Origin of the sequence: Paenibacillus residui (genome assembly GCF_042677205.1) — a bacterium.
GTDB classification, from domain to species: Bacteria; Bacillota; Bacilli; order Paenibacillales; family NBRC-103111; genus Paenibacillus_L; species Paenibacillus_L residui.
Genome location: NZ_JBHTIU010000013.1, coordinates 1 through 17,717 on the forward strand (window position 1 = coordinate 1; position 17,717 = coordinate 17,717).

Here is a 17,717-nt window from a genome sequence, read left to right on the forward strand (position 1 = left end):
TCCGCGTTTCTAGGCAAAAATGCCCCCAAGCCAAAACTCTTGTCCGACTCTTCATCCCTCTTCGAACCGAAACTTCCAATCCATTTTCGATATAAACTCGAATGGAAGCCACTACGCCGCTCTAACTCCATAACCTCCGAAGCAAAAGAGGACATTGCATTCACCTCAAAACGAACATTTGTTTGTATTTATTATACAGAATATACGTTCCCGTTTCAATGATATTTTAAATGAAAATAGATGTTTAAATCGAAGTAGAATGCACTTTTATAAAGAGTTTTTTGGCAAAAATTCAAACCAATCAGTCTTGAATTTTGACCAGAAATTTCTATGTTTTTAAAGAGTCAAAGAAATGAAGGGAGACGTCTGAGCGAATGGGATAACAGTCAGAGGGATTGGAGAGGAGGTTATGAGGGCCATTCAGAAACTGAGTAAACGGAATAACAGTCAGAGGGACTGGAGAGAGATAATGATGGCCAAACAGAAACTGAGTAAACGGGATAACAGTCAGAGGGACTAGAGAGAGATAATGACGGCCAAACAGAAACTGAGTAAACGGCATAACAGTCAGAGGGACTGGAGAGAGATAATGATGGCCATTCAGAAACTAAGTAAACGGAATAGCAGCAAAAAGGGCTAGGAGAGAGATAATGATGGCCAAACAAGAACTGAGTAAACGGGATAACAGTCAGAGGGACTAGAGAGAGATAATGACGGCTAAACAGAAACTGAGTAAAGGGATAACAATCAGAGGGACTGGAGAGAGATAATGATGGCCTAACAGGTCCTGAGTAAACGGGATAACAACCAAAAGAGGGGATAGAGATGACGAAGTTGCAGATAAAGACTGAGCGAATGGGATAACAGTCAGAGGGACTGCAGAGAGATAATGACAGTCAAAGGTTCTAGAAAGAGATTTTAGGTGAGAGGAGGGAGGCAAACAGAGGTAAACAGAGGAACAAACAGAGGAATAGGAGAGATATTTCGTGACGGTGGTTTCAAGGAAGCCTAACAGAAAAACGGGTATGAGGCTGCCCAAAAACAAATATAACTATTCATTCCCGAATGGGATGAATGTTCTTTGATAAAATAAAGGAGTAGTTTTATAATTAATGAAGCTGATGGCTCATGATGATTTCGGAGGAAACTTATATGGAACTTATACAGAAAGCCGTTTTGGTCGGCGTTAACCTTAATCAACATACCGATTTTGAGTATTCCATGCAGGAATTGGCCAATCTGGCGGCCGCATGCCATGTGGAGGTAGTGGGGGAACTGACCCAAAATTTAACTCGTGTGAACCCTTCCCATTACATTGGGACCGGGAAAATTCAAGATGTGCTTTCTCTGATTGCGAAGAAGGACGCCAACATGGTGATTTTTAACGATGAGCTCTCCCCATCGCAAATTCGTAATTTGGAAGCAGATCTTGATTGCAAGGTGATTGACCGGACTTTGCTTATATTGGACATTTTTGCAGAACGTGCGAAGACGAAAGAAGCACAGCTGCAGGTAGAGGTTGCCCAATTATCGTATATGCTTCCCCGCCTCATCGGATTAAGAAATTCGTTGGGAAGGCAGAGCGGGGGAGTAGGAACGAGAAACAGGGGGGCCGGAGAAACTAAGCTGGAGCTGGACCGCAGAAGGATTGAGGAGAGAATATCCGCTCTTAACAAAGAATTGGAATCGCTTGTCGCTCATCGACAAACCCAACGGAAGCAGCGCCGCAAAAATGAAATTCCGGTTGTTTCGTTGGTAGGCTATACCAATGCCGGGAAGTCGACGATTATGAATGCCATGGTGGAGTTGTTTAGCCCTTCTGCCGAGAATAAACAGGTTTTTGAGAAGGATATGCTGTTTGCCACTCTGGATACTTCAATTCGCAACATTACCCTTCAGGATAATAAATCTTTCTTGCTGACGGATACGGTCGGATTTGTGAGCAAGCTGCCGCATCATCTGGTCAAAGCCTTTCGTTCTACGCTGGAAGAGGCCGCCGAAGCCGACTTGCTCATTCACGTGGTGGATTACTCCAACCTTTACTACGAGCAGTTAATTAATATAACTAATGAAACCTTAAAGCAAATAGGCGTAAAGGACGTACCGACAATTTATGCCTACAATAAAGCCGATTTAACGCAAAAAAAGGTTCCCGACGTGCAGGCGGAGGCGGTGTATTTATCCGCTAAACAGAGAATAGGCATAGAAGAACTGGTCGGATTGATCGGTAGTCATATTTTTAAAGATTACGTCTCCTGTGTCATGCTGATTCCGTATGATCAGGGCCAGCTTGTTTCTTATTTCAATGAAAAGGCGCATATACTTGCCACCGAATACGAGCAGGAAGGAACCAAATTGACTCTGGAATGCAAGAAGGCTGATTGGGATAAGTATCGGCATTATGTCATCTCTGAAGAATAATACCAGATTCGGAGTGGACAGAAACCAAGGCAAGATGGGGCGAATAGGAGTTTATGAGGAGTACGGTAAGAGGAAGATAAAGGGTTAGGGACAAGAGAAAATTGAGAAGATAGGAAAAGAAAGATAGAGGTTAGGGACAAGAGAAGATTGAGAAGACGGGAAAAGAAAGATAGAGGTTAGGGACAAGAGAAGATTGAGAAGACGGGAAAAGAAAGATAGAGGGTTAGGGACAAGAGAAAATTGAGAAGATGGGAAAAGAAAGATAGAGGTTAGGGACAAAAGAAGATTGAGAAGACGGGAAAAGAAAGATAGAGGGTCAGGTACAAGGGAAGATAGAGAAGATGAGAAAAGAAAGGTTGAGGGTTAGGGACAAGAGAAAATTGAGAAGATGGGAAAAGAAAGATGGAGGGTCAGGGGCAAGAGAAGATTGAGAAGATGAGAAAAGAAAGATAGAGGTTAGAGACAAGAGAAGATTGAGAAGACGGGAAGAGAAAGATAGAGAAGATGGGAGAAGAAGAACAGGGAGGATGCTGTAAAGCTGCATCCTCCCTTGAACATCCTAACTGTCCATCCGTCGCGTGTTATGAAGGTTCACGGGATGGTGTAGATTTCGTGCTGATTTATTTTTTATAAATGTCGTACCCTTGCGTTGTATAACTGTCCTTTAATTGTTGAATTGATGAAGAGCTGCTGAAGCTGATGCTTTGCAGATGACTGCCGCTTGGATCCAGCGCTTTAACCTGGATGCTGTAAAATGGAACCTGGCGTGCCTGCAAAGTGTTCAGGATGGCCGCCGCTTTATCGATAAATTGTTCCTTGGACAATTTATCGTACTCTTCGCTGAAGGGGCCGAAGGAAATTTCATAGCTCAACTTCGCGCTTTCGCTTCTTCTAAGGGCTGTCGCTTTGTTCCGCCTCTCGGGATCATATGAAAGATGATAGTATCGGTCGTTGATTTCATCTTCTGTTATGTTAAGCTCCGATGCCGGCTTTGCATCGATTGCCACGGGAGAGAAGTCGATCGCGGCGGTTATTTCGGTCTTCATGTCTGCGCTTCTTTCGTACAAGAATAGCGACTCCAGCACGTATTTATAGTAGTCATCGACCTGCCCATCAGGATCAAAGCCGATTGTCGCAGTCTGCCGGACTCCATTCAATACATACTCAAATTGTCCATAGTGCCGTTTGTCTTTGAAGTTAAACACAACTCCCTTGAAGCTCAACACCCCTTCTTCATAGGTCTTATTTACGTAATCCTTGCTTTTGACCATCGCTTGGACATAGCCGACAGGGTTGCCGCTTAGAGAAAAGAAGGCCATACAGCTTGCGAACAACAGGGCGGCAGATATGATCCAAAAAACGGTTCTCCATATTTTCCCAATTCTGCTTTTGATCAATACGGCAGCAAGGACGCCGGTGATGGATGTAAGGAAAGTCATCACTGTGAAGAAAGGAATATAACTGGAGGAGTGGTTCTCGCTTAATAATCCACCTATGATTCCAAATCCGATGGAAGATAACAGAATCGGCCACGATTTGCCATAATACAGTCTGCAAACAAAAGGGACGAGGATCAGGAAAGGGATCGTAGACAAAAACTGAACCCCGGCGCCATGAATAATACTGGACATAAGCATGGCCATCATCACTCCGGCCAGCTTGATCTTCTGCTGATACCCCGCAAGCTGCCCCATTAATCTATCCAACTGTTTGTCATCCGGCTGGATTGCTTTCTGTTCCTCATAATCCTGCTTGATCATTTCATAATAGCTTCTGCATTCCGCACATTCCGTAATATGATTTTTTACCAGTTCCGCACTATCTTCGTTAGCCAGCTCTTCTACATACAAAGGAATTAAGTCTTTGACCAAATTACAGGTTTTCATAAGCGTACTCCTTCCTGAGCTTTTCTTTGGTGCGGTAATAGTTGACCCGGCAATAATTTTCCGTTCTTCCTATCCTAAGAGCGATTTCCTTGAAGGATAGTCCGTCGATCAGCCTTAATCGCATGATTTCGTTGTGAGGAGGCTCTAAATCATTAATCGTTGCCAGGATTTGCTCTGCCAGCAGCTTGTCGCTGAAGTCATTATGCGTGGCCCATGCCGCGCCTTCCAGGGCATCCAGATCGACTTGCATCTTATTTTTTCTGAAATGCCTATACAGTTGATGCTTTGCTATGCCGAACAGCCAGGTTTTGATGGAGGAGCGGCTCTTATACGTTTCGAGGCTTTTCATAGCTTCCACGAACGTATTCTGAACAATGTCATCAATATGGTCCGGATTCCGGCAATGCTTTGCCACAAACCGATACAGCTCGTGATAATAAACGAGATATATCTGTTTTATGTGATCATACATGCACACACCTCTTCGTCGCTGAGCTTCTTTAATGCCCTATCTGCTTGTTTGCAAAAAACCATCGTTCTCTCCCTGATTCCCTATAAACGACTGTTGAACAAGCTTATAATTATTAGTGCCAGTTTACTATCGTTTTGTTACACCTGCAGAGAAAAATATAGATTATTTTTCTGCGCGATCAAGAATTCGGCCAGTGGAGGAAGTTTGTCGAGGTAAGGAGCTTGGGGGACAACCGGGTTATTTTGATGCTAATATCGCCGCCTTCAGATGACATTGTCTAATAAAATTCCGACATTCTGGTAATAATCGGGAAGTGTGGAATGAACTAGACATGATCTCGAAGGAGGTACTATTTTGAAGCGAAAACCATTCAACCAAAAACATTTAATCGCTGTTTTAATGCTTGGGACGATTTTGTTCGGCGTGGTGTCCTTAGCTTATGTATGGAAAATCAATGCGGTTGAGACAGCCCAGCCGGTTTCGGCAGATGAACCGCTTGTTAAACTGTACGATACCCGCGGCAAAGAAGTCGGTTCGGCCATCTTGACACAGGAGCCGGACGGGGTGCGCTTGCAGCTTAAGGTATCCGGGCTGGCTCCGGGCAAGCATGGCTTCCATATTCACGAGAAAGCTTTCGTTCCATTCGATTTCAAGACGGCTGGCGGACATTTCAATCCGGACGGGAAGAAGCACGGGCATTCCAATCCCGATGGCCATCATCTCGGTGACATGCCTAATCTTGAGGTGAAATCGGATGGCACCGCCGAGGCCGACTTACTGCTCAAAGCTGCGACGTTGGAAAAGAGCGGCGCCTATTCCTTGCGGGGCAAATCCATCATCATTCACGCCGATGAAGATGATTATAAGACAGACCCGGCAGGTAACGCCGGAGATCGCTTGGTTGGAGGCAATATCCCGGAATAAAACGGTACTGGAGCTAAAGGATCGTGAAAGGGTAATGGAAAGGAAACGGATATCGGCTCTCCTAATCCGGGCTTTGAAAGTGCATACCATTTTCATATAATGGATATATCAACAGTTGGCTTCTAAAGAAAATCCGGCACACATAGGCTAGGAAATCATCTGAACTAACGAACCATACTACAGGAGGCATTGCACATGAAAATAGTCGCGATTGTCGGCAGCATTCGTAAGGAGTCCTACAACCGAAAGCTGGCGGAATATGTACAGAAAAGATACCAAGCGAAAATGGACATAGAGGTTCTGAACATCAAGGATCTTCCTATGTTCAGTGAAGACATAGAAAATGACCCTCCGTCGGAAGTCAAACAATTTCGCGGCAAGGTCGCGGAAGCCGATGCGGTCCTATGGGTCACTCCCGAGTATAACTACTCCATTTCCGGTGTACTGAAGAATGCGATTGACTGGTTATCCCGCGGGGACAAAGTTCTGATCGGCAAACCATCCTGGATCATGGGCGCCTCCATGGGGGCGCTGGGCACGGCTCGTGCTCAAGGGCATTTGCGCGATATTTTATTCTCGCCGGGAGTATCCTCTCCGCTTCTTCCAGGCAACGAAGTATATGTCGGTGCCGTTCATGAGAAAATCGATGCGGCCGGAAATCTGACCCACGAACCAACCGTTAAGTTTCTGGATACGGTAGTGGACAATTTTATTCAGTGGTTCAACCGCCAATCCCAATTAATGAAACAATAAAATAGACTGTAATGAGATAATGGGATAATGAGATACTTAATCAACGAAGCGCTTTGGCTTGCTTGGCCGGAGCGTTTTTTTTATTTGAACGAAATCGTGAAACGGATAAATCAGCCAAATACGGACTTTAAATGGAGCATAAATATGATTGTGACAGACGGATATGCGAGAGTGTGGTAAAATAAGAAAAATACTAGAAAACGATAACATTCGGAACTAAAAGGCTAGAAATGGAAAGGTGAAAAATGAGAAAGTGAAAAAATAAAACAGGGAGAGATGCAGAATGGCTATTCCCAGACCGGAATATCCGCGGCCGCAATTGAAACGGGAGCAGTGGCTGAACTTGAATGGAGAGTGGGGGTTCGAAATCGATCATGGACGAAGTGGCCGGGAACGCGGCTTGACCAACCCGGAGTATGCTTTGAGCGGCCGTATTCTTGTGCCGTTCTGCCCGGAGAGCTCATTGTCCGGTGTGGAGTATAAGGATTTTATGGCCGGCGTCTGGTACCAGAGGGCCTTTGAAGTCCCTGCCGCCTGGGCGGAGGGGCGGGTGCTCATTCATTTCGGCGCGGTCGACTACGAAGCCGAGGTTTGGATTAACGGGGAATCTGTCGGAAAGCATAGCGGCGGATATACTCCCTTCGCCTTCGACATTACCCGACAATTGCGTGCGGGCGTTAATGTAGTGACGGTATGTGCGGAGGATGATCCGCGGTCAGGCAGGCAGCCCCGCGGCAAGCAATCCTGCCTCTACCGATCCCACGGCTGCGATTACACGCGGACAACGGGCATTTGGCAAACGGTGTGGCTGGAATGTGTTCCCGATATCAGCATTCGCTCCTTGCGTTATTATCCCGATCCGGAGAATGGCTGTCTTCATTTTGAAGCACAGGTCGACGGTTGGAGGAACGGGGTCCGGCTTAAGGCGGAGGCTCTATATGAAGGAAGTTTCGCCGGAGCGGCAGATATCGGAGTGAGCTCCCCGTCGGTCCGCGTTACACTGCCGCTGTCGACTATCCAGCTATGGGAGCCGGGCTGCGGAAGGCTGTATGACTTGAAGCTGACGCTATCGGACGAATCCGGCAAAGAGTTGGATAGCGTATCCTCCTATTTCGGACTGCGCACGCTTCGACTTGACAGTCATGCCATGCGCATTAACGGCCGGGCTGTCTTCCAGCGGCTGGTGCTCGACCAGGGCTTCTATCCGCAAGGGGTTTACACCGCCCCAACGGATGAAGATTTGCGGCGGGACATCGAGCTTTCGCTTGAACTGGGCTTTAACGGCGCCAGATTGCATGAGAAGCTGTTCGAGCCGCGGTATCTGTACTGGGCCGACCGGCTCGGATATTTGGTCTGGGGCGAGTATGGCAATTGGGGCCTTAACATTTCCGGAGGTAAGGGGCTCTCGACCATGCTTTCCGAATGGTTGGAAGCGGTGGAACGGGACTTCAATCATCCGTCTGTTATCGGCTGGTGCCCGTTCAACGAAACCTGGGATACGGAATGGGGTAAGCAGGACGATTCCACCTTGCGCAGCATCTACCGAATGACGAAGGCGTTGGATCCGACACGCCCGGTTATAGATACAAGCGGGAATTATCATGTGGAGACGGACATTTTCGATGTGCATGACTATGAGCAGGACCCGGAAGTTTTTCGCGCCCATTACGAGCCGATGAAGACGGGCGGCCCGGTCTTTAATGCTTTTCCGGAACGGCAGAAGTACCGCGGGGAGCCCTACTTCGTAAGCGAATACGGGGGAATCTGGTGGAACCCCAACAAAGGCAATGACGATGGCTGGGGGTACGGCAACCGGCCCGCCAGCGAGGAAGAATTCCTGGCTCGGTATGAGGGACTGACCAGCGTTCTGATGGACCATCCGCTGATGCTCGGGTTCTGCTACACTCAATTGTATGATGTCGAGCAGGAGGTTAACGGCCTGTATACGTATGACCGGAGGCCGAAATTTCCGTCCGAAGTCTTCCGGGCCATTCATTCACGACCGGCGACCATCGAGAGGAAGGATGCGGCGGGAGGACAGTCCCGGTAGAAACCGACTCGAACGGCAGAAGCTTAATAATAGATTGCTCTAATAAAGAACCTCTGAACCGTATGGATGGCGGGAGCAGAGGTTTTTTTGCACGACCCGGACCAACCGGATTTAAACCCAGTCCGCAGATAATGAAATAGTTAAAATATTACAAATGCTTGTCATGAAATTACCATTTCTTTTAACCGAAAAAACGACTAGGATGAAATTGGTAACGCTTTCAAATTCTGAGGAAAAGATTATGGGGAAGGAGGGCAATGATAGATTGTCGGTCCAAAATCTATAAACAGGAGGCGATGATGTATGAGTTCGTATTTCTACAAACAATTACGTGCAAAGCTGTCTGTTATTATGGCCATTATGCTCACGGTCACGATGTTTCCCGTCCCATTCGCCGGTTCCTTGCTCGTCCATGCCGAGGCGGCGGAACCGCCGGCTGAATACACGTACATGTTTATCGATGCCTACTCGGGAGACTCCAATCTCAGGGTGCTCGGGGATATTAACGAGAAGCCGATCACCCGCAAAGTAGATCTGTACGGCACCTCGATCGCGGCGGATGCCGTCGGCCAGTCTCGCTCCTTCGAGTTTGATGTACCGCGGACAGGCTATTACTTGCTGGAATTTCAAGGCTATCTCTATAAAGCCGCCGGAAATGGCGACCTCTTCATCGACGAAGAGAGGATAGGCCGGTATGATTTCTATGATCCGGGAAGCATGTTCGGACCGACCGTTCCTTTGAAAACCGTTTATCTGACCGAAGGGACGCACACCATCACCTTCCAGGTGGCGGGACGCAATCCGATGGCGGATAAAGGCTCTAATTATTCCTTGTATCCATATAAATTTTCACTGATTGAACAGGAAGGGCTTCCTTCTCTGCAATTAAGTGTGTCTGCGGCAAAGCAGATATTATTAATGAATGAAACGACGAGCGTGCAGGCATCGGTATATAAATCGGACGGTACGCCGGTTAATCAGACAACGTTCTCTTATGCGAGCGAGAATGATCACATTGCCAGTATTGATGAAAGCGGTTTAATTACCGGATTGGCTGAAGGCTCATCCGTCATTCACGTTCAGGCGGAGGCTGACGGGCTTAAGGCTGTCCAATCATTGAATATTCAAGTGGTGAATGCGCTATTGGAAAGCGTGGAGTTAGGAATGGACGGGGGGCCGCTTCCCTTAATGGGGACGAGGCAGCTCCATGTCAGCGGCATGTTAAGCAATGGCGCCGACGCGGATTTGTCAGGAGCGGAGATGGTCTTTCACAGCTCGGACCCGCAGACGGTTCGGGTCGATGAGACCGGTCAGGTCACCGGATTAAAGAAAGGAACGGCGGTCATTCAGGTGCAGGTTACATTGGCGGGCAGAACCGTAAGCGCCGAATTGCCGATCGAGGTGACGGACAGCCGGCTTGCCGGGGTGCAGCTCAAGCTGGATAAGGATGACGTGGTGCAATCCCAGTATGTAAAGGCTTCGGTGGAAGGGGTATTGGATAACGGGGAGAAGGCTGATCTGTCCCAAGCCGAGATTGTATTCACAAGCAGCAATGATCAGGTTTTGCTGAAGAAGACGGAGGGCGGATTTTTCAAGGCAGTCGGTGTAGGGGCGGCAGCGATCACTGTCGATGTCACTTTTGCCGGAGTTACTCAATCTGACGGGGTAACCGTGGAGGTAGGAGAATTGACAAGCTCCAAAACGAGAAGCACCTTCTATACCGAAGAGAAAGTGGCCAATGCGAGGAACAATGTGCAGCAATACGAATGGGCCAAGGGCCACCGGTCGGGAGCGGTGAGCGCGGCGGCCAAATATGTGGAGGCCGGATGGGACTTTCTATGGAAATCCGTTCCCCCTCAAACATTGCCGCGAAGTTATGCGGTCAATCAGCCGCTAGGCAGCCCGGTGTCGGGCAAGGAAATCGATAAATGGGGGAATTATCCGTATAAGGCGGATCCGTTCAACGAACCCTGGAAGCTGATCGATCCGAGCGCGGTAGACGAGAACGGTAAGAACTACCGGTATCCGACGAACGATTTCAAGTCCTATTATGAGAGCGGACTGGATGAACAAGGGATCTTCCGCCGGGAGCTGGCCGACCCTCAATATTTGGTCAATGAGCTTTATCCGGAGAAGGGGGAAACCTGGGGTGTCGACGACGGCTACGGCTGGGTGGATGAGAACGGCAATTACTACACCTTTATATCGTACTATACGCATTGGCATTTGTGGTATAGCAACGGAGTTGTAGTGGATGCGATCAAAGCGCTGCGGGATGCATATATCTTCACCGGGGAAAAGCAGTATGCCCAAGCGGGGATCGTGCTGCTCGACCGGATCGCGGACGTCTACCCCAGTCTTGATTTGCGGGTGTTCGACCGGTCGATCTATTGGCATTCCGACGGAGGAAGGGCCGGCGGCAAGGCGGTCGGTTCCATATGGGAAACGGGACTGGTGAAGGAATTTATCAAGGCCTATGACGCTTTCTTCCCGGCGATGGACGATCCCGAGGTGATGGACGAGGTTCTCGTATTTTTACAGCAGAAGGGCGAGCAGTATAAGCTTTCGTTCAAGGATTCGGCCACGGGAATCCGCAAAAATATCGAGGACGGAATTTTGAAGGAAGTGTATCCGAACGTTAAAAACGCCAATATTTTTGGCAACAACGGCTTCCATCAAAGCGCTTTGGCTTTAGCGGCGGTGGTGTATGATACATTGCCGGAGACGAAGGAATGGCTGGACTTCAATTTCCAGAGCGGCGGTCTGTTATCGAACCCTTACCGGGTAACAGGAGGCAATATTCTGGCCGGACTCGTCAATACGGTAGACCGGGACGGTCACGGTAACGAAGGGTCCCCCGGTTATAATCGTCTGTGGATATCCTCCTTTTTGGAGGTCGCCAACATTCTGGAGGGATATGACAAATATCCGGAAGCGGACTTGTACCAGAATGTGAAATTCCGGAAAATGTTCTCGGCCATGTACCCCTTGACGATGCTGGAGAGGTATACTCCTTCGATCGGGGATACGGCGGCCGCGGGAAATCCCGTGCATGTTCTGGATCTGGCACAGATGATCCGGGCCTACGAAGTGTATAGGGAGCCCATCTTTGCCCAACTGGCCTATTTCTTGAATAACTACAGAGCTTCCGGCATTCATGGCGATGTGTTCACCGAAAATCCGGAGCAGATCGGCAAGGATATCGAAGCGGTGATTGCCGAGATCGGACCGCTTGATTTGGAAAGCACCAACCTGTCCGGCTTCGGGTACGCAGGCTTGCGTGACGGCTTCAAGACCGTGCCTCAGTACGGAGAGAGCCTGTTCTTCATGGATATGGAAGTAATCGAAAGCACAATAGGCTATCGATTCTTCGATTCGAACTCGACGGTTCAGTTGGAAGCCAATGAGCCCGGACATTCGATCACCTTCGCTTTCCCGGTGACGGCGGCCGGCGAATACGATGTGCTGCTGCGTCCGTGGCGCGCTCCTTCCTACGCCAGATATAACGTATACATCGATGATCAATTCGTCAAGGAAGTCGATTTCTTCGGCTCCTCGAAGGAATTGGAGCTGTTGGGCACGTTGACTCTGGAAGAAGGGAAGCACCAAATTTCGTTCCGCTACAGCGGAATAACGGACGGCGCCAGCAATTACAAAATGGGAGTGACCGAGCTCAGGCTGCAGGAACCGCAGGACGACGACCAGCCGGAACCGGTGGACACGCAGCGCGGAATGTGGATGTATTACGGGGTTTCGTCCGGACACGGGCACCGGGATACTCTTAATCTGGGCATTCACGCATTCGGCCTCGACCTGGCGCCCGATCTCGGTTATCCGAAATTTGCCGATGCGGTGGATATGCATCGGGCGCAGTGGATGAACAATACGATCAGCCACAATACGGTGGTCGTTAATAAGAGAAAGATGGCTACACAGGTCGTATCGCTGCCGAAGCATGTGGATCTGAACGGCGGCAGGGTGCAGTTGATCGACGTGGAGGCACCCAAGGTATATCCGCAGACATCGCAATTCCGGCGGACCTCCGCCATGATTCGGGTGGATGGCGACAATTCGTATATCGTCGATTTCTTTAAAGTTCAAGGCGGCAGCGATCATCATTTCAGCTTCCACAGCATGGAAGGGGAGGTGACGACGGAAGGACTCGATCTCATACCTCAGGCGGATGAGAGCGGTCAATATGTCGGCACTTACGCCGGACCGGATGTGCCGTTCGGCCAACGGGTAGACGATGTGGACGGACCGGGGTATATGGGCAGCGGCTTCCACTGGCTGAAGGATGTGGACCGGGCTCAGAATCCGACCGCGCCGTTCAGTGTGGATTGGAATGTGAAAGACACGTGGAATATATACGGCGGCGGGGCCGGAGCGAATACGGACGTTCACCTGCGGCTGACCATGCTGACTCCGCTGGATGATGCGGCGCTGGCCGACGGGTTGCCGCCGGACAACAAGCCGGGGAATCCGAAGGAAATCCGCTATTTCATAGGCCACCGCAGCGGCACTAATCTGGACAGCTTGTTCACTTCCGTTATCGAGCCCTACAAGGGCAGCCGGTTTGTTCAATCGATAGAGAAGGCAGAGGTGCGACAAGGAGAGAATGAAGCGGATGGCAGTAAGGTGCAGGCGGTCAAAGTCGTTCTGGAGAATGGGCGGACCGACTACATCGTCTATTCATTGGATTCCTCGCAGGAATACATTATCGACGATCAATTCCGGTTTCAGGGATTCTTTGGCCTGTACTCGGTCATGGACGGCAAGCAGGAGTATGCGTATGTGCATGACGGCACAGCCATCCGTCCGCTGGATTCCGAGGCGGAGCCCGTCCGGGCCAGGCTGACCGGTACCGTCACCGACTTCACCCGCGAGCTTTCGGTCAGCAATGAGCTCCTGGTAACGATGGATTTAGAGGGGATGCAGCCGGAGGACCTGATCGGCAAGTGGCTGTTTGTCGAGAATGACCAGGTTCGCAACGCCGCTTATCAGATCAGGGGCATCGAAGGGCTGGGCGGCAATCAGTACAGCCTCAAGCTCGGCGATATTACATTGATTCGCTCCTTTGCAAATGTCAATGACTTCAGCAAAGGCTATATATACGATATCGCTCCCGGCGCTGCGTTCGTTATTCCGCTGTCCCATGAGCAAGGTGCTGTACCGGAACCGGTAACTTTGGAAGCGGTAGCCTGGCAACTGGAGGAATATATTTCTTCCGGCGATATCCTTAAGCCGCTTACCGTTCAACTCCGCAACAGCCTGAAGCAGGCGGCGCATCATTTAGGCAAGCAGCATCTGCCGCAGGCGAGCAAGAGCCTGGAGGATTTCCTCAAGCATATGAATAACCCGGCTCATCGGGACAAAATATCCGAAGCCGCAATGGCTAAGCTTGGTGCGGACGTGCAAACGTTGATCGCGGGCCTGGAATAGCGCGGGGCGGCTTAACGCTGAGAGCAGCGGGTCTGGGCGGAATCGCCCGCGCCTCTCCCGGTGAGCATCGCGGAGCTGCCTGGCGGATCATCAGATCCAGCCGCAAACGGCAAAGTGATAAAAAGTAAACAATACCCCGTCAGGTCATGAACCTTGGCGGGGTATTTTTTTGCAGATTAAGCGTACAAGCTTATTCGGTTCTAATTTAAAACCGGACGTTTTTAGCTGCTAGTGCCTTTTTAATCGGGGGGCTGTGCTAAATAATCCGGTTTTCGATTTTTCTGCACCGCTCAGCACCGGAGATTCTTGTCTTATGTGAACTCTGTTGGGACAGCCTCGTTGCGTCCGCCGGATTGGGGAAAAGACAAGCAAAACTACAGGTCTTTTTCGGAAAAAGGGTAGCGTCAGTGCCTTATTCTAAAACGAGATAATGCAGGTCCTTGGAGCGGTTTTGTGCGGAATGGCCCCATTTAGAGAAAAAGACCTGCACATTTGAGCGTCTTTCGCCTTCTTTTTGGAAAAAGGCAAGATTTTAATGCATTTTTGCTCGTCTTTGCGGCGTGTTTTTACCGACCCGGGTGCGACGTGCGGCTTTCCCTTGCTCATCAGCAGTCGGATTTTTCCACCTTTTTATCCCGATTTGTACGTGTATTTGCTTTTCTGTTCTTTGTACACTAGGAATCGATGCTTCGTCGAAAGGAAGGTGAAAACATGCGGTACGGCAGAAAAGGGAAAACGCTCGTCAACCATCTGGTGTTTGTCGGACCGGCTTTTATATTCTTTGCTCTCATCGTCGCCATTCCGTTTGTGATGGGGATGATCTATTCGTTTACTTCCTGGAACGGAGTCAGTGGAGAAGTGCAGTGGGTCGGCTTCGAAAATTTCAAAAAGATATTTACGAGCGATAAGCAATTTTTTGCTTCATTCTGGTTTACGATCCGTTTTACGGTTGCGGCTGTCCTGCTATCTAATGTGATCGGTTTCATTCTTGCGTTGCTGTTAACGGGGCCGATCAAAACGAGAAATATGCTGCGGACCGCCTTCTTTTTGCCCAATGTCATTGGCGGATTGATTCTCGGGTTTGTCTGGCAGTTTATATTCGTGAAAGGTTTTCCTTCGATTGGGGAGGCCACCGGAATCGGATTTTTCAAGCTCCCTTGGCTGGGGGATGCATCAACGGCGTTCTGGGGTCTGGTCATTGTGTTCGTTTGGCAGATCGGGGGATACCTGATGGTTATCTATGTGGCGGCTCTGCAAAATATCGACGATTCCCTGCTGGAGGCGGCGCGAATAGACGGTGCCAATCGAATGCAGATTTTGTTCAGAATGATTCTCCCGCTCGTTGTTCCGGCTTTTACGGTTTGTTTGTTCCTGACCTTGTCTTGGGCGTTCAAAGTGTTCGATTTGAATCTGGCTCTGACTAACGGCGGGCCGTATGGATCTACGGAATCGGTAGCCATTAACATTTATCAGGAAGCTTTCCAATATAACCGCTATGGACTAGGCACGGCCAAAGCCTTCCTGTTCTTCCTGATCATCGCGCTGGTGACGACCGCTCAAGTTTACTTTACCAAGAAGAGGGAGGTCGAATATTGATGGAAACCCGGTATCGGCCGCGAACGTTCGTTGCCGAAGCACTGTTGATTGTGATCGCCATCATTTATCTTGTTCCCTTCTATTTTGTGCTGCTGAACTCCTTCAAAACATTAGGAGAAATTATGGTGGATACGGCAGCTTGGCCGCAAGCTTTTACACTCAAAAACTTCTCGGCATCGTGGGAGGCGATAGATTTTCCGAAGGTGCTGCTCAATTCCGTTCTCGTCACTTCACTAAGTGTCACGGGAATGGTGATTATCGGGGCAATGGCGGCCTGGAGGCTGGTGCGCTTTCCCGGGAAGGTCAGCACGGTCCTGTTCATTATGTTTATATCGGCGATGGTTATCCCGTTCCAGTCCATTATGATTCCACTGGTCCAACTGACCAAAAATATCGGGTTGATCAACAGCAGTCCCGGCCTGATCGTCATCTATTTCGGCTTCGGAGTTTCGTTTACGATCTTCCTGTTCCATGGCTTTGTCAAAAGCGTGCCGTTAGAAGTCGAAGAGGCGGCGATCGTGGACGGCTGCGGCGATCAGCGGTTATTCTGGTCCATCGTCCTCCCGCTGCTTAAACCGATGATCGTGACCGCTTTGATCTTGAACAGCCTTTGGATATGGAATGACTTCCTGCTGCCTTTGCTGATGCTGCAGGATCGGGAATTGCGCACCATTCCGATAGCGCTCTATTCCTTTTTTGCCCAATATTCCAAGAAGTGGGATTTGGCTATGGCAACCTTGACCATGTCGGCAGCGCCCATCATCCTTTTGTTTCTCAGTTTGCAAAAATATATCATTAAAGGGATCGCTGCGGGTTCAGTCAAGGGATGATCATAGATTATAATGATGAGGAGAGGGGATCGCAGGTGAAAAAATATTTGGCAATCGCTGTCGTCCTGGTTCTAATGGGGACCTTGTTCGCCGGATGTGCAGGAGGCGCGAACAATAGCGCGGGGGACGGCACCAAGCAAGAGGAAGGACAGAAGGGCTCCGGCAAGAAGAAGGAGCTTACCGTGTTCCACTTTAAAGTCAATATCGACAAGGAATTTCAAGAGCTGCTTAATGTCTATAATGAGCAGCATCCGGATGTTAATGTAAGGCAGGAGGTTATCGGCGGCAGCACGGACTGGCGCGCCCTGCTCAAAACCCGCTTCGCCGGGGGAGAGGGTCCAGACATCTTCGTTGTGGAAGGCTTGTCCCAATTGGAAACCTGGAAGAATCAGGTCGTAGACCTGTCCGGGGAGCCATGGGCAGAGAAAGCGTTCGAGACGGCCAAGGCCGGTGCGATGCTGGACGGGAAGTTGCTGGCTATGCCTTACAATATCGAAGGCTATGGATTGGTTTATAACAAAGATATATTCAAGCAGTTGAACATCGAGCCTCCGAAGACGCTATCCGAGCTGCGTGAGGCCGCAAGAACGCTCAAGGAAGCAGGATACATTCCGTTTGCCACGGGATTCGGGGAATGGTGGGTCATCGGAATTCATCTGATGAATGTCGCCTTTGCACATCAGCCGGATCAGGATGCTTTCCTGCAAGGCTTGAATGACGGGTCCGCCCATTTTGCAGACAATCCGGTCTTCCAGCAGTTTAAGGACTTGTTCGACACGATCATTGAATACGGCGATCCGAATCCGTTGACCAATGATTACAACACGCAAGTATCGTTGTTTGCCACCGGCAAGGCCGCGATGATGCAGCAGGGCAACTGGATGGAGCCGCAAGTATTCGAAATCAATCCGGACATGAATATGGGACTGCTGCCCATTCCGATTAACGATGATGCGGAAGCGATGGATAAGCTTCATGTCGGAGTTCCGTTCAACTGGGTCATCAACAAGGATTCCAAAAATATTGATGAAGCCAAGCAATTCTTGAATTGGCTCGTGACCGATGAAACGGCACAGAGCTATATGACCGAGAAGTTTCTGTTCATCCCTGCTTATAATCATATCGAAGCCGACAATCTCAAAGGCTTGTCGCAGGATGTTATGAATTACTCCAAAGCCGGTAAGACATTGCCGTGGGTATTCCCCAAATGGCCTGAAGGGGTAGATAATCAGTTCAGTTCGGCCATGCAAGGCTATGTAGGCAAGCAAAACAGCTACGAGGAAATGCTGAAGCAAATCCAGTCCTCCTGGGATGAGTTGAAAAAATAAGGAGCCCCTGGGTCT

10 protein-coding genes are annotated in these 17,717 nt (G+C 49.4%); 8 read left to right on the forward strand and 2 right to left on the reverse strand.

All coding sequences use genetic code 11. The features are described 5' to 3' along the window. The first annotated feature begins 1,152 nt into the window (after positions 1-1,152). Positions 1,153-2,421 (forward strand): GTPase HflX, encoded by a 1,269-nt coding sequence (gene hflX / locus ACFQ03_RS04855; RefSeq protein ID WP_379286461.1) that lies wholly within the window; start codon positions 1,153-1,155, stop codon positions 2,419-2,421. 620 nt (positions 2,422-3,041) lie between these two features. Here the strand turns inward: hflX and ACFQ03_RS04860 are convergent. After that, positions 3,042-4,307, reverse strand: a complete 1,266-nt coding sequence (locus ACFQ03_RS04860; protein WP_379286463.1) for a zf-HC2 domain-containing protein — start codon at positions 4,305-4,307, stop codon at positions 3,042-3,044. Next, a complete protein-coding gene (locus tag ACFQ03_RS04865) occupies positions 4,294-4,779 on the reverse strand; it encodes an RNA polymerase sigma factor (RefSeq protein WP_379286465.1) in 486 nt (161 codons plus the stop codon). The genes ACFQ03_RS04860 and ACFQ03_RS04865 overlap by 14 nt, the downstream gene beginning before the upstream one ends. A gap of 354 nt (positions 4,780-5,133) precedes the next feature. Here ACFQ03_RS04865 and ACFQ03_RS04870 point away from each other — a divergent pair, with 354 nt between their 5' ends. The 7 genes from ACFQ03_RS04870 to ACFQ03_RS04900 all read left to right on the forward strand — a co-directional run bounded on the left by ACFQ03_RS04870 (position 5,134) and on the right by ACFQ03_RS04900 (position 17,702). After that, positions 5,134-5,703, forward strand: a complete 570-nt coding sequence (locus tag ACFQ03_RS04870) for a superoxide dismutase family protein (protein WP_379286467.1) — start codon at positions 5,134-5,136, stop codon at positions 5,701-5,703. A gap of 195 nt (positions 5,704-5,898) precedes the next feature. Further along, complete coding sequence (locus ACFQ03_RS04875) at positions 5,899-6,456, forward strand: NADPH-dependent FMN reductase (protein ID WP_144939192.1); 558 nt, start codon at positions 5,899-5,901, stop codon at positions 6,454-6,456. A gap of 283 nt (positions 6,457-6,739) precedes the next feature. Next, entirely contained in the window at positions 6,740-8,506 is a 1,767-nt protein-coding gene (locus tag ACFQ03_RS04880; RefSeq protein ID WP_379286469.1) for a glycoside hydrolase family 2 protein, read from the forward strand. 303 nt (positions 8,507-8,809) lie between these two features. Then, positions 8,810-13,948, forward strand: coding sequence for an FIMAH domain-containing protein (locus tag ACFQ03_RS04885; protein WP_379286471.1), 5,139 nt, complete (start codon positions 8,810-8,812; stop codon positions 13,946-13,948). 711 nt (positions 13,949-14,659) lie between these two features. After that, positions 14,660-15,544: a carbohydrate ABC transporter permease gene (locus tag ACFQ03_RS04890; RefSeq protein WP_144939186.1), complete on the forward strand. Its 885-nt coding sequence runs from the start codon at positions 14,660-14,662 to the stop codon at positions 15,542-15,544. Further along, entirely contained in the window at positions 15,544-16,374 is an 831-nt protein-coding gene (locus tag ACFQ03_RS04895) for a carbohydrate ABC transporter permease (RefSeq protein WP_379286546.1), read from the forward strand. The genes ACFQ03_RS04890 and ACFQ03_RS04895 overlap by 1 nt, the downstream gene beginning before the upstream one ends. A 35-nt stretch (positions 16,375-16,409) precedes the next feature. Then, complete coding sequence (locus tag ACFQ03_RS04900) at positions 16,410-17,702, forward strand: ABC transporter substrate-binding protein (protein ID WP_379286474.1); 1,293 nt, start codon at positions 16,410-16,412, stop codon at positions 17,700-17,702. Positions 17,703-17,717 lie beyond the last annotated feature (15 nt).

Excerpts from the sequence above, each read along its gene's own strand:
- ACFQ03_RS04885 (WP_379286471.1), top strand. The coding sequence starts at position 8,810 with ATGAGTTCGTATTTCTACAAACAATTACGTGCAAAGCTGTCTGTTATT.
- ACFQ03_RS04895 (WP_379286546.1), top strand. The coding sequence starts at position 15,544 with ATGGAAACCCGGTATCGGCCGCGAACGTTCGTTGCCGAAGCACTGTTG.
- ACFQ03_RS04865 (WP_379286465.1), bottom strand. The coding sequence starts at position 4,779 with ATGTATGATCACATAAAACAGATATATCTCGTTTATTATCACGAGCTG.
- ACFQ03_RS04890 (WP_144939186.1), top strand. The coding sequence starts at position 14,660 with ATGCGGTACGGCAGAAAAGGGAAAACGCTCGTCAACCATCTGGTGTTT.
- hflX (WP_379286461.1), top strand. The coding sequence starts at position 1,153 with ATGGAACTTATACAGAAAGCCGTTTTGGTCGGCGTTAACCTTAATCAA.
- ACFQ03_RS04860 (WP_379286463.1), bottom strand. The coding sequence starts at position 4,307 with ATGAAAACCTGTAATTTGGTCAAAGACTTAATTCCTTTGTATGTAGAA.
- ACFQ03_RS04880 (WP_379286469.1), top strand. The coding sequence starts at position 6,740 with ATGGCTATTCCCAGACCGGAATATCCGCGGCCGCAATTGAAACGGGAG.
- ACFQ03_RS04875 (WP_144939192.1), top strand. The coding sequence starts at position 5,899 with ATGAAAATAGTCGCGATTGTCGGCAGCATTCGTAAGGAGTCCTACAAC.